Source organism: Bradyrhizobium sp. CSA207 (assembly GCF_029051685.1).
In the GTDB taxonomy this organism is placed as follows: domain Bacteria; phylum Pseudomonadota; class Alphaproteobacteria; order Rhizobiales; family Xanthobacteraceae; genus Bradyrhizobium.
In genome coordinates, this window is sequence record NZ_JAACFT010000055.1 from 1 (window position 1) to 17,615 (window position 17,615).

At 64.8% G+C, this 17,615-nt stretch carries 14 protein-coding genes; 5 read left to right on the top strand and 9 right to left on the bottom strand.

Annotated elements, in window-relative coordinates; all coding sequences use genetic code 11:
- Window positions 1-59: 59 nt before the first annotated feature.
- The 5 genes from GWG65_RS37360 to ugpB all read right to left on the bottom strand — a co-directional run bounded on the left by GWG65_RS37360 (window position 60) and on the right by ugpB (window position 6,711).
- On the bottom strand, window positions 60-959 hold the full coding sequence (locus GWG65_RS37360; protein WP_275200392.1) for an ABC transporter permease: 900 nt from the start codon (window positions 957-959) through the stop codon (window positions 60-62).
- Window positions 960-967: 8 nt separating this feature from the next.
- A complete protein-coding gene (locus tag GWG65_RS37365) occupies window positions 968-1,981 on the bottom strand; it encodes an ABC transporter permease (RefSeq protein WP_211384105.1) in 1,014 nt (337 codons plus the stop codon).
- Window positions 1,982-2,202: 221 nt separating this feature from the next.
- A complete protein-coding gene (locus GWG65_RS37370) occupies window positions 2,203-3,825 on the bottom strand; it encodes an ABC transporter substrate-binding protein (protein ID WP_275200395.1) in 1,623 nt (540 codons plus the stop codon).
- A 347-nt stretch (window positions 3,826-4,172) separates the two neighbouring features.
- Window positions 4,173-5,132: an aminoglycoside 3'-phosphotransferase/choline kinase family protein gene (locus tag GWG65_RS37375; protein ID WP_275200396.1), complete on the bottom strand. Its 960-nt coding sequence runs from the start codon at window positions 5,130-5,132 to the stop codon at window positions 4,173-4,175.
- 223 nt (window positions 5,133-5,355) lie between these two features.
- The gene (ugpB, locus tag GWG65_RS37380) at window positions 5,356-6,711 is read right to left on the bottom strand and encodes a sn-glycerol-3-phosphate ABC transporter substrate-binding protein UgpB (RefSeq protein WP_275200397.1); all 1,356 of its coding nucleotides are present in this window, start codon (window positions 6,709-6,711) and stop codon (window positions 5,356-5,358) included.
- A gap of 184 nt (window positions 6,712-6,895) precedes the next feature.
- Between ugpB and GWG65_RS37385 the strand changes: the two genes are divergently transcribed.
- The 5 genes from GWG65_RS37385 (at window position 6,896) to GWG65_RS37405 (ending at window position 13,413) form a co-directional block, all read left to right on the top strand.
- On the top strand, window positions 6,896-7,894 hold the full coding sequence (locus GWG65_RS37385) for a TRAP transporter substrate-binding protein (protein WP_275200398.1): 999 nt from the start codon (window positions 6,896-6,898) through the stop codon (window positions 7,892-7,894).
- A gap of 6 nt (window positions 7,895-7,900) precedes the next feature.
- Window positions 7,901-9,979, top strand: a complete 2,079-nt coding sequence (locus tag GWG65_RS37390; RefSeq protein WP_275200399.1) for a HAMP domain-containing sensor histidine kinase — start codon at window positions 7,901-7,903, stop codon at window positions 9,977-9,979.
- A complete protein-coding gene (locus GWG65_RS37395) occupies window positions 9,949-11,694 on the top strand; it encodes a DUF3369 domain-containing protein (protein ID WP_275200401.1) in 1,746 nt (581 codons plus the stop codon). The genes GWG65_RS37390 and GWG65_RS37395 overlap by 31 nt, the downstream gene beginning before the upstream one ends.
- A 24-nt stretch (window positions 11,695-11,718) precedes the next feature.
- Entirely contained in the window at window positions 11,719-12,456 is a 738-nt protein-coding gene (locus GWG65_RS37400; protein ID WP_247389117.1) for a response regulator, read from the top strand.
- Window positions 12,457-12,801: 345 nt separating this feature from the next.
- Window positions 12,802-13,413: a sigma-70 family RNA polymerase sigma factor gene (locus GWG65_RS37405; RefSeq protein ID WP_275200402.1), complete on the top strand. Its 612-nt coding sequence runs from the start codon at window positions 12,802-12,804 to the stop codon at window positions 13,411-13,413.
- Window positions 13,414-13,867: 454 nt separating this feature from the next.
- Here the strand turns inward: GWG65_RS37405 and GWG65_RS37410 are convergent, their stop codons facing one another.
- The 4 genes from GWG65_RS37410 to GWG65_RS37425 all read right to left on the bottom strand — a co-directional run bounded on the left by GWG65_RS37410 (window position 13,868) and on the right by GWG65_RS37425 (window position 17,588).
- Entirely contained in the window at window positions 13,868-15,169 is a 1,302-nt protein-coding gene (locus GWG65_RS37410; protein ID WP_275200403.1) for a sorbosone dehydrogenase family protein, read from the bottom strand.
- A gap of 268 nt (window positions 15,170-15,437) precedes the next feature.
- Window positions 15,438-15,647 carry a hypothetical protein gene (locus tag GWG65_RS37415; protein ID WP_275200404.1) on the bottom strand — a complete coding sequence of 70 codons (210 nt, stop codon included), beginning with the start codon at window positions 15,645-15,647 and terminating at the stop codon, window positions 15,438-15,440.
- Window positions 15,648-15,899: 252 nt separating this feature from the next.
- Window positions 15,900-16,526, bottom strand: coding sequence for an isoprenylcysteine carboxylmethyltransferase family protein (locus GWG65_RS37420; RefSeq protein WP_275200406.1), 627 nt, complete (start codon window positions 16,524-16,526; stop codon window positions 15,900-15,902).
- 30 nt (window positions 16,527-16,556) lie between these two features.
- The gene (locus GWG65_RS37425; protein ID WP_275200407.1) at window positions 16,557-17,588 is read right to left on the bottom strand and encodes an NAD-dependent epimerase/dehydratase family protein; all 1,032 of its coding nucleotides are present in this window, start codon (window positions 17,586-17,588) and stop codon (window positions 16,557-16,559) included.
- Between the last annotated feature and the right edge of the window lie 27 nt (window positions 17,589-17,615).

The window sequence follows — 17,615 nt, forward strand, 5'->3', positions numbered from 1 at the left end:
CTCCCCAACCCTCCCCCACAAGGGGGGAGGGAGCGATACAGCGGAACGCGAAATCACCATCACGTCCTCCGCTGCGGGTCGACGATGTCGCGCAGGCCGTCGCCGAGGAGGTTGAAGCAGAACACGGCGATCATCAGGGCGAGGCCGGGAAACAATGCGATCCACCATTCGCCTGACACCATGAAGCCCGCGCCTTCCGCGACCATGATGCCCCATTCCGCCGTCGGCGGGCGGACGCCGAGGCCGATGAAGGACAGGCCGGCGGCGTTGAGGATGGCGTAGCCCATGGTCAGCGACATCTGCACGATCATGATCGGCATGATGTTCGGCAAAATGTGCACCAGCAGAATACGAAACTCGCCATTGCCAGAGAGACGCGCAGCCTGGACGAAGCCGGCATTGCGGCGGACATTGGCTTCGGCGCGCGCGACGCGGGCATAGAGCGGGAAGTTCACGATGGCCGTCGCCAGGATGATGTTCTGCACGGTGTTGCCGAGCGCGGCGACGATGCCCATCGCCAGCACGAACAGCGGAAACGCCATGATGGTGTCGGCGATGCGGCCGACGATGCGGTCGGTCCAGCCGCCGAAATAGCCCGCGGCAATGCCGGCGAGCCCACCCATCAGGAACACCAGCACGACGGAGGCGACCGCGATGAACGTGTCGAGCCGCGTTGCCACGACGACGCGGCTGAAGATGTCGCGGCCCAACTGATCGGTGCCGAACCAGTGCGCGGCCGAGGGCGGCTTCAGCGACGCCGCGGTGTCGGACGCCAGCGGATCATACGGCACCACATAGGGACCGAAGATCGCGGCAACGAGGATCACGATCAAAAGACCGAAGGCGAAGCCCGTGACCTTGTTCTCGCCGAGAACGTAGCGGGTCTGTTCAAGGAGCGCGACCAGTCCCGACGTGCGCGCGGGACCAACGGGTTCAACAGCAGGCGCAACGGAGCTCATGACTCACCCTACCCTTCCAGCCGCACGCGTGGATCGATCACGCCATAGAGAATGTCGATCACGAGATTCAAAAGCACGTACATCACCGCCATGGTCAGCACGAAACCCTGCACCGGCGCGAAGTCCGACGAGATCAGCGCTTCCACCGCGTAGGAGCCGATGCCGGGCCAGGCGAACACTTTTTCGACCAGCACGTTGGCGCCGAGCAGGAACGAGAACACCATGCTGAGCGTGGTGATGACCGGGAGCATCGCGTTGCGGAAGGCATAGGTGACGATGACGGTCGCCGGGGACAGGCCGCTGGCACGCGCGGTGCGGACAAACTCGGACGACAGCACCGCCAGCATCGAGGCGCGGGTCATGCGCGCGATCGGCGCCAGCGAGAAGATCGCAAGCGTCGTCGCCGGCAGGATGAGCTGGCTCAACGCCGAACGGAACGCCTCGAAGTCGCGCGCGATCAGGGTGTCGATCAAATAGAAGCCGGTCACCGTCGGCGGCGCGCTGTAGAATACATCGAGCCGGCCGAGCGGCGCGGGCGACCAGCCCAGCCGGAAATAGAAGACGTAGACCAGCACGAGGCCGGTGAAGAACACCGGCAGCGATACGCCGGCCGTCGTCGTCACGCGGCAGAGATGGTCGACCCATGATCCCGGCCGCGTCGCCGCCAGCACGCCGAGCGGAATCGCGATGACGATCGAGACGACGAGCCCGAGCAGCGTCAGCTCGGCCGAGGCCGGCAGGCGGTTGCGGATCTCGGCCGCGACCGGCTGTCCCGTGGTCAGCGAATTGCCGAAATCGCCGTGGGCGAGATCGTTGGTGTAGCGGAAGAACTGCTCGATCAGCGGCCGGTCGAGGCCGAGTTTCTTGCGGATCTGTTCGACGGCTTCTTTCGTCGCGGCGGGACCTGCGAAATAGGCCGCGGGATCGCCGGGCAGCGCGCGTGTCAGCAGAAAGGTGACGATCACGACGCCGATCAGCGAGGGAATCGCGAACATCAGGCGCTTGCCGATCATGGTCAGCATGGCGACCTCCTGGTGTGGAAATGAGATCGAGCCGCGCGTACCGCTGCGCCCCCTCTCCCCTTGTGGGAGAGGGTTGGGGTGAGGGGTAGCCCCAAGCGAGGTCTGAGTTCTTGGCTACCCCTCACCCTGCCCCTCTCCCACAAGGGGAGAAGGAATGAGAGAGGCGTGCTCACCTCACTCCGAAAGGCAGCCAGCGCCATAGCCGCGTCTGCCATGTCCCATCACCCCTTCGCCATTGCGCGATAGTCGAGGCGGCGGTGGAACCAGTATTGGTAGCCGCTGATGTTCTTCTGCATCGCGACGTTGACGAAGGGCTGGTACAGCGGGATGCGCGGGACGTCGGCGTAGGCGAGATCGACGAAACCCTTCACGTCGGTGTCGTAGGTCGCGGTGTCGCCGGCCGCGGCAGCAACGCGGGCGCCGTCGATCAGCTTGTCCATTTCCGCCGACTTGTAGCTCATGGTGTTGAAGACGGAATTGTTGCCGTGATAGCACCAGTAGAAGAAGTATTCGGGATAATCGAGCCAGCCGGAGAACACGTTGGTGAAGAGCGGCATCTCCTTCTTGTTCAACTCCGTGCGCCAGTTGGCGCCGGGCACCTTGTTGATGGTGGTCTTGATGCCGAGCTGGGCGAGTGATTCCTGCACCAGGACGCAGAGCGGCTCGTTGACGCCGGCAAAGTTGAGGTCGAACGAGATCGTGGTCTCGAAGCCGTTGGCGTAGCCGGCTTCGGCCAGCAGCGCCTTCGCCTTCTCCATATCGGTGTGGTATTTGTGCTGCTGCGGCCAGGCGACTTCGGTCGCCTTGTCCTTTGCCGCGCCGAACATGGGATTGCCGAGGCCGAACAGCACGGCATCCATGATCTTCTGGTACGGCAGCGCATAGGCGATGGCCTGCCGCACTTTCACGTTGTCGAACGGCGGCTTGGTGACGTTCATGCCGATATACTGGATGCCGTTGGAGAACGGCAGCGACACCACGTTGAGCTTGCCGCTCGCCTTCATCTCCTGGAAATCCTTGAACGGCAGCTCATAGGAAATATCGGCGTCGCCGCGCTCCAAGAGCGCGCGGCGGTTGCCGGCCTGCGGCACCATGCGCCAGATCACGCGCTTGATCTTCGGCAAGGGACCGCCGACCCAGTCGTCGTTGCGCTCCATGATCACTTCGGTGCCGGCGGTCCACTTCGTCACCTTGTAGGCGCCGGAGCCCGCGGTCTGCTGCTTGGTGAATTCGAGACCCCAGGGATCTTTTTCGGTGGCGTTCTTCTTCACGAGCTCGGAATTGACGATGCAGGGCACGATCACCGCAAGGTCGGGAATCGTCAGCCGGTCCTTCTTCGCGAAGTCGACCCGCACGGTGTAATCGTCGATCACGACGAACTGCTCCGGCTTGGTCAGCGAGCCCGCGCTCATCTGGAAGGTCGGGAAGCCGCCGACGCTGACCGCGCGACCAAGCGACCACTTGACGTCCTTGGCCGTGACCGGCGCGCCGTCGTGGAATTTGGCGTTCTTCTTCAGCTTGAAGGTGACCGACATATCGTCGATCTTGATCTCCTCGGCGAGCTCGCCCTTGAACTTGTCGCGGTCGTAATAGGGCACGCCGCCGGGGCCGCTCTTCATCTCGTGGCTGAGCAGCCGGTCGTAGCAATTCCAGGACACCTCATAGCCGGGCACGTTGGTGCCGACGCCGTGGATGTCGAGATTGTTGGGCCCACCTTCCGAGACGATCAGCAGCGTCTCCGAGCGCGCATCGGCCTGGGCCGACGAGATCACCGAAGGCATGGCCGGAAGCGCCGCGCCTGCGGCCAATCCGGAAACGGACTTAAGGAAATCGCGGCGCTTCATGAAAATGCTCCAACACAAAAGTTTCTGGTTGGAACTGGATTCGCAAGGTTCGTGCCAAGGAATGAAATCGGCGTGTGCTGGCGTAATATGCTGAATGCACGAGGGAAATTTTCAAACCTCGGCTTGCCGTGAGCAAAGGCCCCTCGCGAAAATTGCATACAAAGACGAGTAATTGCCTATTTGTTGAGCGCGCCGAAGTCAGAGCCCGCCTCATAAGCGCTGACTGTCATTCCGGGGCGATGCGCAGCATCGAGCCCGGAATCCATCGGGCCGCAGAACGCGTGGACAAATGGATTCCGGGCTCGCCGCTCTGCTGCGGCGCCCCGGAATGACGGAGAGGGAGGCGCTCACCCCGGCCAGATCAAGTCCTGAACCTCAACCAGATCATTCGCCTTCTCCTGCCAGCCCTCGATGCAGATGTGCGCATTGAGGTCGCTGGCGCGATGCAGCAGCATCAGGGCCATCAGGCGCCGCTTGAGCGCGTAGTCCAGGTTCGAATAGCCAAAACCTTCGAGCAGGCTGCGCACCCGACCGGGCCGGCCCGCCGCCATGAAGGCGCTGGGGCCGAGCAGGTCGTAGTCGCGCCATCCCGTCAGCACGTCGCCGAAATCGAACAGGCCGGCGAGCGACCATTCGCCGTCGTGGCAGGCGAGCAGAAAATTCTCCGGAATGTACTCGCCGATCAGGATCACCGGCGGCGCATCCATCGGGATGAGTTCGGCTGCGTCGCGCAGGAGACCGTCGAGGCCGGCGAGGAATTTGGGCGCAAGGCCGAAGCGCTCGTGCCTGCTGCGGCAATTCTGCATCTGCGTGCGCATGAACGCGTCCCAGCGCGGCTCGATCTGCGCCAGCGGCCCAAGCGGCGCGCGCTGCACGGCTGCGATGGTCTCGCCGAGCTGGCGCAGCACGCGCTCCTTCTGGCTTTCCGGCAGTGACGGCCAGACCTCCGAGCCGAGCGTGCCGGCAAGGCGCGTGATGATCAGATAGGGCCAGCCGTCGCGCATCCCTGCCGCGGCGATCTCGGGAAGCGGCAAGGAAAGGCGGCCTGCAAGCTGCGTCAGCGAGCCGCGCTCGGAGACGAACTGCGCGCGCAGCAGCGGCGGGAAGATCTTCAGGATCAGCTTGTCGCCGAGGCCGAGCACGAGATTGGTGCCGGTCCCAAATACGTGCGGTGCGCTGGTATCGAGACCGTGGCTGCGCGCGATGTCCAGCGCGATCGGCAGCCATTGCGGGGAAGCGGGGCGCCAGGCGCGAAAGCTCTCCGCGTCGATGAAAGCTGGCAACTTTTGCGATCGAGCGATCGTCATCTGCACTCGCCCATGCAAGGCGGCTTTGGTTGATTCGGTGCAAGCCGAGACGGCGGTGCACCTCTCCCGCTTGCGGGAGAGGTCGCGCCGAAGGCGCGGGTGAGGGTTCTCTCTTCTGGGGGATTGTCCCGTTGCGGAGACACCCTCTCCCCAGCCCTCCCCCGCAAGCGGGGGAGGGAGCGCATCTCGTTCGTGGCTACACCGAGTCCAAATCTCACAGCTGCTACCGCTCCGGGCTGGCGCGCTCGAACTGGCGCAGCAGCTTGTTGCCGCGTTCGACCGCGGAATCCAGCGCTCCTTGCGCGCTCTTCCGGCCGGAAAAGGCCTGCTCCAGCTCGTCCTCGATGGCGCCGCGGATCAGGACGAACGAGCCGAGCCGGATGCCCTTCGAATTCTCCGTCGGCGGATGCAGCGTGACCTCCTCGAACGAGATCGCCGAGCCCGGATTGCGCTCGTAAAAGCCCTGCGCGCGCGTCAGCTCGAAGGCGGCGCGGGTGATCGGCAGATAGCCGGTGTTCTGGTGCCAGGCCGCCTGCACGCCGGGCTGCGACAAATAGGCGAAGAATCGTGCCACGCCCTTGTATTCCTCGCGCGGGCGGTCGCGCAGCACCCACAGCGTGGCGCCGCCGATGATCGAGTTCTGCGGCGCATCCTTCACGTCGGGCCAATACGGCATCATGCCGTAGCCGATCTCGAACTTCGAATTCGCCTTGATGTCGGCGCGCGTCGCCGAGGAGCCGATGAAGATGCCGCACTCGCCGTTCTGGAAGCGCGGCTCGGCCGACTGCCCGCGGCCGCTATAGTCGAACAGTTTGCTCTTCTGCCACTCGGCGAGCTGAGCGACGTGCTTCACGACGACGGGGTTGCTGATGGTCAGCTCCGCATCCAGCCCCGCAAAGCCGTTGGCCCGCGTCGCGAGCGGCAGATTGTGAAAGGCGGAGAAATTTTCGACATGGATCCAGGACGGCCACGACGTGGTGAAGCCGCAGACCGCGCCGCGCTCGCGCAGCCGCTTTGCGGCGGCGCCCAGCTCCGGCCAGGTCTTCGGCGGCAGGTTCGGATCGAGGCCCGCATCGCGGAACATGGTCTTGTTGTAGTAAAGGATCGGCGTCGAGGAATTGAAAGGGAACGACAAGAGATTGCCGGCCGCGTCAGTGTAGTAGCCGGAAACGGCGGGAAGGTAATCGTTGAGCGAGAACGGCTCGCCCATATCCCGCATCATGCTGAACACGGGATAGATCGCGCCCTTGGCCGCGGTCATGGTGGCGGTGGCGACCTCGTTGACCTGAACGATCGCAGGCTGACTGCGCGAGCGGAAGGCGAAGATCGCCGCCGTCACCGTCTCGGTGTAGTTGCCCTTGTAAGTTGGCACGACGCGATAATCCGGCTGCGAGGCATTGAAGTCGGAGGCGAGCTTCTCCAGCTGCCGGCCGAGCTCGCCGGACATGGCGTGCCACAGCGCGATGTCGGTGGCGGCGCGCGCCGGAGCGGCCAATGAGAGCGACGCCAAGGAGAGGGCCGCGAAGGCGGCGACGATCTGCAAAAGGCGCATTGCTGGAGTCACGTTGGCTCTTCCCATGTCGCGCGCAAAGGCGACCGATCCTGCTTAAGGCGCGGCATTCGCGGTTTCAACCGGGAATGAGCCCTGGCCGCGCCGCACAATCGCGCCGCGGGGCGGACCGGGATGGCCTTCCCTTTACCATCTGCTAGATTGCATTGAACCTTTTCCTTCCGCCATAGACTCCACCACTGAGGGGTTGAGTGTGCCAGTGTTGAACCGTGCCGAACTTTCGCGGACCGGGGTGGTTTTCGTCGTGCTGCTGCTGCTCGCGATGTGCGGGCCCGGCGCTATTGCGCGCGAATTCCGCGCCGCCGACACCCAGACCGAGGATTACCCGACTGTCCAGGCGCTGCGCTACATGGGCGCCCTGATCGCCGAGCGCACTGGCGGCCGGCTCGAGATCAAGGTGTTTCACTCCCGCCAGCTCGGCGAGGAGAAGGAGACGATCGAGCAGACCCGGGCCGGCGCGATCGACCTCAACCGAACCAATGTGGCCCTGATCGGCAATTTCGTTCCGGCGATGAACGTGCTCGCCATGCCGTTCCTGTTCCGGTCCATCGAGCACATGCAGAAGGTGCTGGACGGGCCGATCGGCAACGAGATCCTGAACAGTTTCGAGCCCTACGGCTTCGTCGGGCTGGCCTTCTACGATTCCGGCGCGCGGTCGATCTACAACAGGGTGCGGCCGGTGCAGAGCGTGTCCGACCTCAAGGGCCTGCGGATCCGGGTGCAGCAGTCGGAGTTGATGAGCGAAATGATCCGCTCGCTCGGCGCCGAGCCGGTCGAGCTGCCCTATGGACAGGTGCTGACGGGGCTTGCGACCCATTTGATCGACGGCGCTGAAAACAACTGGCCACCCTTCGTGACGACAGACCATTACAAGCATGCCGGCTACCTTGCGCTTACCGAGCACACGATGAGCCCCGAGGTGCTGGTGATCTCGCTCAAGGCCTGGCGGAGCCTCGCAGTAGACGACCAGCAGATCTTCAGGGAGACCGCGCTGCGCTCCAGCCGATTCATGCGCGAGAAGTGGCGCGACCTCGAGGAACAGTCGCAGCGTAAAGCGCAGGCCGCCGGCATCGCCGTCGTCAAGGATATCGACCGCAAGCCGTTCGAGGACGCGATGGCGGCGATCTACGCCAAGGCCGCACGCGATCCCGCCGTGGCCGCGCTGATCGAACGCATTCGCAAGGTGGAGTGAGCCGAATTGGCCGCGCCTGGACACAGCGAGCACGCAGACCGGCCGGCCGGCCCGGTCGGACAGCTGCGCGCGCGCCTCGTCGGCGTGTTGCGGGCGGTGCCGATCCGCTGGCGCATCCTGTCGATCGCGGCGCTGAACTCCGCCGTGGTGATCGTGCTGGTCGCGATGATCTGGAATGGCGCGCAGGTGCTGGGCTCGGCCTGGGACGACGTGCGCCAGGTGCGCGAGTCCGACAGGATCCTGGCGCTGCTGGAAAGCGAGACCGGGCGCCTGCACAATCTGATCCACCGCTACATCAACCAGCCGAGCCCTGACCTGTTCGCCGAGATCCTGCTGCTGCGCGAGGCCGTGCTGGGCACGCTGAGCAACCGCGCCGCCAAGGACCCGATGCTTTCAGGCTCGGTCGAGGAGCTGGAGCGCTCCACCGACCGCTTCCTCAACGGCTTTGGCGACCTGCGGGGCGTGCAGGCCACCATCGCAAAAACCTATGAGGAGCAGGTGCAGGGCCCGGCCAGGGACATGGCCGGGCTTTATTCCATCATCGAGGGCGCCACCGGCCATCGCGACGCCCTGATCTGGCCATCGCTCGGCAAGTCCCGCGAGGCCTTCACCGCGATGCTGGTGGCGGCGAATTCCTATTATCTGTCGCTGTCGCCGACTGCGGCCGACGAGGCGCGGCGCAACACCGAGACCATCGAGAAGACCGTTCCGGTCATGATCGATCTCGCCGACAACGACCTCCAGCGCATGGCACTGCGGAAGCTCGCCACCCGCACCACGGCGCTGCGCGAAGGCTTTGCAAAACTGTCCGAGCAGCTTGCCAGCCGCACCGAGCTGCTGCGCAACACCATCGACGCAAGCCAGGCCGAGGCGATCGGCGCCATCGACGACCTCTCGACCAAGATGCGCCAGCGCGAGCAGAAGGCGCAGGAGACGTTCGACCGCACGCTGGCGGACATTTCTCGTCGTGTCCTTTCCATCGCGATAATCTTCCTCGGCATCATCCTCACCGCCGGCGTGCTGATCGCGCTGTCGATCCGGCTGCCGCTGCAGCAGATCATGGCATCGATGCGCGCGATCATGCTCGGCGACCTCGACCGCGAGGTGCAGGGCACCGGGGCGCGCGACGAGGTCGGCGCCATGGCGCGCGCAGTGGAAGTGTTCCGCGAGAATGCGATTGCCAAGCGGCAGACCGAGGACGAGTTGCGCGCCTCCAAGGAAAAGGCCGAAAGCGCGCTGCTCGAGCTCAATGCCGCGCAGCAGAATTTGATCGACGCCGAACGGCTGGCAGCGCTCGGCGGCCTCGTCGCTGGCGTCGCCCACGAGGTCAACAACCCGATCGGCATCAGCCTGACCGTTGCTTCGAGTTTTGCCCGCCGCAGCGAGATTTTCGAGGCCCAGCTCAAGGGCGACGGCGGCCTGCGGCGCTCGCAGCTCGAGGAATTCGTGCAGTCCTCGCGCGACGCTTCGCAGCAGCTCGTTGCCAACCTGCAGCGCGCCGGCGAGCTGATCCAGTCGTTCAAGCAGGTCGCGGTCGACCGCTCGCACGCCGAGCGCCGGCAGTTCTCATTGAGCGAAGCCACCGAGCAGATCATCGCGAGCCTGCGTCCGGTGCTGAAGCGCTCGCCGATCACGCTCCAGGTCGACGTGCCCGAGGGGCTGCTGCTCGACGGCTATCCCGGCTCCTATGGCCAGATCCTGACCAATCTGTTCCTCAACGCCGCCAACCACGCCTTCGCCGACGGCCGCGCCGGCACCATCACCATCTCGGCGCGGCCGCGCGGCACCGACGACATCGAGATCAGCTTCGCCGACGACGGCGCCGGCATGACCCCTGACGTGCAACGTCAGGCCTTTGACCCATTCTTTACCACCCGACGCAATGAAGGCGGCACGGGACTTGGCCTGCATATCGTCTATAACCTCGTCACCCAGCAGCTCGGCGGCCGGATGATGCTGGAATCCAAGCTGGGACAAGGCACTACTTTTCGCATTATCATGCCCCGCCTCGCCAAGGGCGGCGCGCAAAGCACAGAAAGTGACGGGACTTCGCAATGGCCGAACAGGACGATGTCCTCCACCTGATCGACGATACCGGTACCGCGTCGGAGGATACCAACGCCCGGAGATGGAAGATCGCCGTCATCGACGACGATCCGGCCGTGCATGACGGCACCCGCTTTGCGCTGTCCGACTACAGCCTCAACGGCCAGGGCCTTGAGATTCTCTCGGCCCATTCCGCGGCCGAAGGCCGCAAGCTGATGGCCGAGCACAGCGACATCGCCGCCGTGCTGCTCGACGTCATCATGGAGACCGATGTCGCCGGCCTCGAGCTGGTCGAATTCATCCGCAACGAGATCAAGAACGAGACCGTGCGCATCATCCTGCGCACGGGACAGCCCGGCCAGGCGCCGGAGCGGCGCGTGATCGTTCAGTACGACATCAACGACTACAAGGCCAAGACCGAGCTCACCGCCGACAAGCTGTTCACCTCGCTGACCGCGGCGCTGCGCTCCTACCAGCAGCTCGAGCGCATGGTGCAGACAAGGCGCGGGCTCGAGATCATCATCGACGCCGCCTCGACGCTGTACGACTTCAAGTCGATGCAGCGCCTCGCCGAGGGCGTGCTGACCCAGCTCGCCTCGCTGCTCAATGTCGATTGCGCCGGCATACTGGTCCTGCGCGACAATGGCGGCGTCGACCCCGAGCTCTCGGTGCTCGCCGGCAGCGGCTGCTACAGCCGCTTCATCGGCACCACCTCGTCAAAGGCGCTCGATCCCGAATTGCGCGCCATGGTCGAGGCCGCGTTCCAGCGCCGCAAGAACGAATTCGCCGACCACCGCAGCGTGATTTACTTGCGCACCGGCAGCGGCCGCGAGGTTGTGGTGTTGCTCCAGGCCGAGCGCGAGCTGTCCGAGACCGACCGTTCGCTGGTCGAGATCTTTTCCAGCCGGCTCTCGATCGCGTTCGACAACGTCATCCTCTACCAGCAGCTCCAGGACGCCAACACCCAGCTCGAGGACCGCGTCGCCCAGCGCACCCGCGCGCTGATGCAGGCCAATCGTCGCCTGTCGGCGCAATGGCTGCGTCTGCAGCGCGCCAACGGCTTCAAGAACGAGATTTTGGGCACCGTCGCACATGACCTGAAGAACCCGCTCGGCGTCATTCTCGGCCGCACCGAGATGCTGAAGGAGTTGATCTCGACCGGCGCGTCCACGGACGGCGTGGTCGCCCAGGTCGATCATATCCGCGACGCCACCAAGCGCCTGACCACGATGGTCGATCATCTGATCTCGGACGCCATGGCCGACGCCTTCGACATCACCATCCGCCGCGAGCCGGTCGACATCGCGGCCCTGGTCAAGGAGGTCGCCGAGGCCAACCAGCCGCTTGCCGTCAATAAGCAGCAGGCGATCAGCGTCACCGCGCCCTCCAACATCGTCACCATGTGCGACACCGACCGCATCCGCGAGGCGATCGACAATCTGATCAGCAACGCCATCAAGTACAGCCCGATCGGCGGCAAGATCGGCGTCACCGTCACCCATGAAGGCAGCGACACCATCATCAGCGTCAGCGACGAGGGCGCGGGGCTGTCGCCGGAGGATCTCGGCCGGCTGTTCGGCCGGTTCCAGCGGCTGTCGGCAAAACCGACCGCCGGCGAGAGCTCGACGGGGCTTGGGCTTTCCATCGTCAAGCGTATTATCGACATGCATGGCGGCGAGGTGACCGCCACCAGCGACGGGCCCGGCAAGGGATCGACCTTCACCATCACGCTGCCCGCGACCGAAACGCCATGATTTGAGTGCCGAGATCCGATTGAGATGACCCAAAGCCCGCACATCATGATCGTCGACGACGAGGCCCCGGCCCGGGAGATGGTCGGCGATTACCTCAAGATGCACGGCTTCACCGTGACGCTGTGCGACGGCGGCAAGAGCCTGCGCACGGCGATCCAGGGCAGCATGCCCGATCTGGTCGTGCTCGACCTCAACATGCCCGAGGAAGACGGGCTGTCGATCATCCGCGACCTCAAGAGCCGCATCAACGTGCCCGTGATCATGCTGACGGCGACCGCGAGCCCGATCGACCGCGTTGTCGGCCTCGAGCTCGGCGCCGACGATTATGTGGCCAAGCCGTGCGAGCTGCGCGAATTGATGGCGCGGATCCGCTCGGTGCTGCGGCGGAGCACGCCGGCGAAGGCGGCGGCCAGCGAAGCGGCCGCGGCGAAATCCGACAAGGATCAGCTGGTGCGCTTCGGCACCAAATGGCTCGATCTCGAAGCGCAGGCCTTGCGCGACGACGAGGGCAACGAGCATCCGCTGACCGCATCCGAGTTCGGGCTGCTCAAAGTGTTCGCGGCCAATCCGAAGCGCGTGCTGTCGCGCGAGCGGCTGCTGGAATTGGCCAATGCGCGCGACGCCGAGGCGTTCGACCGCGCCGTCGACCTGCGCATCATGCGCATCCGCCGCAAGATCGAGCCCGACCCGACCAAGCCCGCCGTGATCCGCACCATCCGCGGCGGCGGCTATCTGTTCTCGCCGGCGGGCGAGAAGGCGTAGGCGCGCGGGGGCGTAAGGGCGCGCGGCAAACTCCGGTGTCGTCCCGGATCTGCGCGCGCTTTTGGCGCGCTTGTCCGGGACGACAGCGGAGGGTGTGGGCGCGGCAGCAAACGCAAACGCCCGAAATTCGTTCCCCACCCCCAAATCCCCCATCCCGCATTTTCCGTACATTGAAATTGCACGCTTTTTTGCCCCGAATGTTTCGTCGCGGCCTTTCCGACGAAACAATTTGGCGGCGCACGAAACCATTTTCCGCTTTTGGTGCAGACGTCCCGAAACGTTGGCTCATTAACACTTTGGTCGAAGGAAACGCCGCTCGGTTGCGGCGCTACGGGGAGCCAGTCAATGCAGAACGTCATCGCCATCAACGCCCAAGCCAGCCAGAGCATCATTGCCGCTCAGGCGACCTCGGACGACATGCTTCTCGAAAGCATTGCCGACGGCAACCGGACGTCGATGCACATCCTCTATTGCCGGCACAATGTGCGGGTCTATCGCTTCATCCTGCGCATCGTGCGCGACGCCACCACGGCGGAAGACCTGGTCAGCCAGGTGTTCCTCGACGTCTGGCGCACCGCCGGCCAATTCCAGGGCCGCTCGCAGGTTTCGACCTGGCTGCTGTCGATCGCCCGCTTCAAGGCGCTGACCGCGATGCGCCAGCGCCGCTTCGAGGACATCGACCAGGAAGACGTGCGGCAGATCCCGGACGGCTGCGATACGCCGGAGACCTCGCTCGACCGCAGCGATACCAGCGCGATCCTGCGCGCCTGCGTGGCAAAACTGTCGCCCGCGCATCGCGAGATCATCACCCTCGTCTACTACCACGAGAAGTCGGTGGAGGAGGTCGGGCAGATCATCGGCATCCCGCAGAGCACGGTGAAGACCCGGATGTTCTACGCGCGCAAACAACTGGCCGAGTTGCTTAAGGGCTGTGGCGTCGAGCGCTTTGCTGCCTGAAACTAAATGATTTCAAAGGGATAGGCCTGCGCCTGCAAGCCTGTCCCGGACACGGAAGTGTTACCGCCGACGAAACAATTGAAACGAAGCACAACATCAGGCGGAAAAACCTCCTCCCTATAAAGCTCACATACGGTTTTGCTTAAACCTCCCAAGACCTCCAGCGACCCGGACGGGATGCCCCCCTCCGGGTCGTTTTGTGTTTGGGGGTGTGAGCGCTGCCCGGGTTTTCGGCGCACCTCTTGTGCTTGAGTGAGGGGGGCACCCCTGTCTCATTCCCTCCCCCCTTGTGGGGTCCGAGACGAGCGTAGCTCGCTCGTGGGCAGGGAGGGGGGGTGCCACACGGGGACTCTTTCGTTTCGTGCGCGCGGCTCAATCGCAGACGGATAGACCATTTCCTGGGCTACCCCCTCCCTAGCCCACCCCACAAGGGGGAAGGCGACTTCCGTCGGGGTTACGCGCCGGTCACGCGCCAGATCACGTTGCCGACGTCGTCGGCCATCAGCAGCGACTTGTCGGGACCGATCGCCACGCCGACCGGACGGCCGTAGGATTCCTTCTCGTCCGGCGCCAGGAAGCCCGACAGGATGTCGCGGGCAGGGCCCGACGGGCGGCCGTTCTCGAACGGGATGAACACGACCTTGTAGCCGGACAGCTTGCTGCGATTCCAGGAGCCGTGCTGGCCGATCACCATGCCATCTGGGAAACCCGGCAGCGTGCCCGATGGCATCCAGCACAGGCCGAGCGAAGCGGTGTGGCCGCCCAGCGCATAGTCCGGCGTGAGCGCCTTGGCGACCATCGCCGGATCCTGCGGCACGCGGTCGTCGACCGTCTTGCCCCAGTAGCAATAGGGCCAACCGTAGAAGCCGCCGTCGCGCACCGAGGTGAGGTAATCAGGTGGTGTCTCGTCGCCGAGGCCGTCGCGCTCGTTGACGACGGTCCAGAGCACGTTCGTATTTGGCTCCCAGGCAAGACCGACGGGATTGCGCAGGCCGCTGGCGAAGATGCGATGCGTGCCGGCATCGAGATCGAGCTCGTAGACCGCGGCGCGGCCTTGCTCGACCTCCATGCCCATCTCGGCGATATTGCTGAGCGAGCCGACGCCAGCATAGAGCTTCTTGCCGTCGGGGCTTGCGAGCAGGCTCCGCGTCCAGTGGCCGCTCGGCTTGAACGTCGTGAGCCGCTTCCCCGGCGCGGTGATGCGGTCGGCGTTCGCGACATAGGGGAATGCCATCACGCCGTCGGTGTTGCCGACATAGAAGGTGTCGCCGACCAGCGCCATGCCGAATGGCTGGCTCAGGTTCTCCATGAAGGCGCCGCGCTGCTCGGCGACGCCGTCACCGTCCTTGTCACGGAGCAGCGTGATGCGGTTGGCGCTGACGCCAAGCGCCGCGGCGCGCCGCATCGTCGCCTGCATCGCGTAATGAAACACGCTCCTCGGCGGTCCTGCGATCTGCGTTGCTTCCGCAATCAGTACGTCGCCGTTGGGCAGCACCTCGATCCAGCGCGGATGGTCGAGATCGGTCGCGAACGCATTCACCTTGAGCCCTGGCGCGGCCGTCGGCTTCTGCCCCTCGCTCCAGCCCCTTGCCGTCGGCATCTTCAACGTCGGCAGCGCGCCTTGCGGCTTTGCCTCGGGGATTGCCGGCGCCTCGCCCCAGGCCGGCGGGGGCTCGGTGCCCGACAGCTTGCGCCATTGCAGCGCGATGCCGCCGACGAATGCGACGAACTGCGCAAAGATGCTGGAAAAGGTCATCAAAATCCCCTGTCGAACGTGCGGCACTGTCCAACGACGGATCGCTCCAAGATTCGCCCAAAGCCCCGCGCGGGCCCAAGCCTGATCGTCGACCTCGCCAGATCCACGATGTGACGTCGTCGTGCCTTATTGCGCGCGCATCCAACTGGGAACACGCAAAAAGGTCAACATGCGGCGGCCGGATCGGGCTGCTTATGGCGTGCGCGGATGGCAGCACGCCGAATTTGCATGGCACCGATGCGGACGGTTCTGCGTGAGGACGTGTGGATCAGCGGCCGATCTGCCGCTCCAGCCGCTGCGCTGCGCGAAACTCGTCGAGGTGATGGATGTTCGGCGCGAGTGCCGCTTCCTTGGACAGCAGGTGATAGACGCGCGCTACCGTGCGCTGCTTCTGCTTCGTCCGCCCGCGCGGCAGCGCCCGCGCCTTGCGGACGGCCGTGACGGCGTGCTCGCGAAAATAATCGTAAGCGTCCGACATGGTTCAACGCTCTGCGGCTATTGCATGCTGCGCGGGGGGGGGTAACGGCTGGATGGAGGGGCGGTTCCTGGCAGGATGTTCCGAGCGCGCCAATCCATCACCGTTATCCCCGCGCAATGGCGAAGCCATTGTCGCTGGAGGCTCGGCTCGCGATGCATTCGCATCGTAAGCCTTGCACCTGAGGATGACGGAATTGGTAGCAACGCTATTGCAGGCAATTTGAAAGCGATGCCTGCGCCCGTCATCCCGCCCTCAGCGCGGCGACAGGAACGGAATGATCATCGGCACGCGGCGACAATAGGCGCCGTAGGCGTCTTCGCCGAGCTCCTTGGACAGGAAAACCTCTTCCATCCGGCCCTTCTGCCACATGCCAAGCGAGATCAGGATCGCGCCGAGGATCGCGGTCACGGTGCCGACGGCGATGCCGGTCGCCAGCATGCCGGCGATCAGGCCGGTGTAGATTGGATGGCGCACGATGCCGTACGGGCCGGTGTCGACGACGCGGTGGTCTTCCTTGTGGGTGATGGTGTTGGACCAGAATTTTCCGAGATGCAGCCGCCCCCACCAAGTGAAGGAGATGCCGGCGATCACGATCAGGGCCGTGATGTAGACGCCGGTATTGCTGAAGACCCAGAGCGGTTTCTCGCCCAGCGCTTCGGCCGTCCACGGCGTGAACAGGATGCCGCCGATCAGGATCGGCAGGCGATAGCGGCCGGACTCCAGCGTCATCACCTGCTTCTGGGTGCGTCCCTGCCAGAACGAAGCGCCGACCCAGCTTGCAAGCCAGGCGAGCCAGATCAGCGCGAGCAGTTGTGTTGGCCAGGTCGTGGTCCAACCACCCCAGGCGACAGAGAGAAGCTTGCTGAAATCGAAGGACATGCGGAAAGGTTCTTTGGGTTGGGCGGCAGCTCAGCTGGCGCGCGAGGAGAGCGCGTGATGCTCGATGGCGCCGGGGGCGGGCTTGCCGCCGCGAGCCAGCAGATGGGTGATGGTTTCGCGCAGCACGGGTTCGATCGGGCGCGGCGCATAGCCGAGCTCGGTGCGCGCCTTGCCGATCGAGAGGTCGCTCGCGGCGAGCGCAATGCGCACGCCCTCAGCGGTGCCGTTGGGCGGCCGGCGCGTGACGCGATCGGATAAATATTCGAGCATGATCGCGGAGAACTCGGCGATCTTGCCGGGAACGACGACCGGAAACTGGCGCCGGCCGCTGATCGCGGACATCATCCGCAGGATCTGGCCGAGCCTGACGCAATCGCCGCCGAGGATGTAGCGCTGACCGGCGCGGCCGCGCTCCATCGTCAGCACCAGGCCCGTGGCGACGTCGCGGACATCGACGAGATTGACCAGGAAGTTGAGGTGCGGCTGCACCTTCTTCTGCAGGAAGTACCACAGCATCGCCGTCGGCGGCGTCAGATTGTGGTCGGCAGCGCCGATCGGCATGGTCGGCGTGCCGATGACGAGCGGGAAGCCGGCAGCCGCGGCCTTCGCCGCATGATGCTCGGCGAGCGACTTCGATCGGGTATAGGCGCCGGGCATCGCATCGGCCGGCTGGAGCGCCTCCTCGGCGGCAATGCCGCCCAGGTCCGAATAGGGGAATAGGATCGATTCCGTCGAGCAATGCAAAAAGCGCGATACGCCGCGCTTCATCGCGGCCGCGAGCATGATTTCGGTGCCGCGGCAATTGACGTCGTGAAAGGCCTGCTTGTTGGCGACCCACATCCCGGGCAGGCCGGCGAGGTGATAGACCTGATCGACGCCGTCAAGCGCGGCATCGACCGCAGCCCCATCCAGCACCGAGCCATGGGCATATTCAACGTCCGCGTTCGCCGTGGCCGGCGGACGGACATCGAGAATACGCACCCGCTGCCCACGGGCGCGGAGCGCTTCGACCAGATGCTGTCCGATGAACCCACTGCCACCGGTAACTAGTACGAGAGCCATGAAGAAAGTTTGCTGTTCCGCTCTGGA

Excerpts from the sequence above, each read along its gene's own strand:
- GWG65_RS37365 (WP_211384105.1), bottom strand. The coding sequence starts at position 1,981 with ATGCTGACCATGATCGGCAAGCGCCTGATGTTCGCGATTCCCTCGCTG.
- GWG65_RS37405 (WP_275200402.1), top strand. The coding sequence starts at position 12,802 with ATGCAGAACGTCATCGCCATCAACGCCCAAGCCAGCCAGAGCATCATT.
- GWG65_RS37420 (WP_275200406.1), bottom strand. The coding sequence starts at position 16,526 with ATGTCCTTCGATTTCAGCAAGCTTCTCTCTGTCGCCTGGGGTGGTTGG.
- ugpB (WP_275200397.1), bottom strand. The coding sequence starts at position 6,711 with ATGGGAAGAGCCAACGTGACTCCAGCAATGCGCCTTTTGCAGATCGTC.
- GWG65_RS37375 (WP_275200396.1), bottom strand. The coding sequence starts at position 5,132 with ATGACGATCGCTCGATCGCAAAAGTTGCCAGCTTTCATCGACGCGGAG.
- GWG65_RS37360 (WP_275200392.1), bottom strand. The coding sequence starts at position 959 with ATGAGCTCCGTTGCGCCTGCTGTTGAACCCGTTGGTCCCGCGCGCACG.
- GWG65_RS37425 (WP_275200407.1), bottom strand. The coding sequence starts at position 17,588 with ATGGCTCTCGTACTAGTTACCGGTGGCAGTGGGTTCATCGGACAGCAT.
- GWG65_RS37370 (WP_275200395.1), bottom strand. The coding sequence starts at position 3,825 with ATGAAGCGCCGCGATTTCCTTAAGTCCGTTTCCGGATTGGCCGCAGGC.
- GWG65_RS37400 (WP_247389117.1), top strand. The coding sequence starts at position 11,719 with ATGACCCAAAGCCCGCACATCATGATCGTCGACGACGAGGCCCCGGCC.
- GWG65_RS37415 (WP_275200404.1), bottom strand. The coding sequence starts at position 15,647 with ATGTCGGACGCTTACGATTATTTTCGCGAGCACGCCGTCACGGCCGTC.
- GWG65_RS37410 (WP_275200403.1), bottom strand. The coding sequence starts at position 15,169 with ATGACCTTTTCCAGCATCTTTGCGCAGTTCGTCGCATTCGTCGGCGGC.
- GWG65_RS37395 (WP_275200401.1), top strand. The coding sequence starts at position 9,949 with ATGGCCGAACAGGACGATGTCCTCCACCTGATCGACGATACCGGTACC.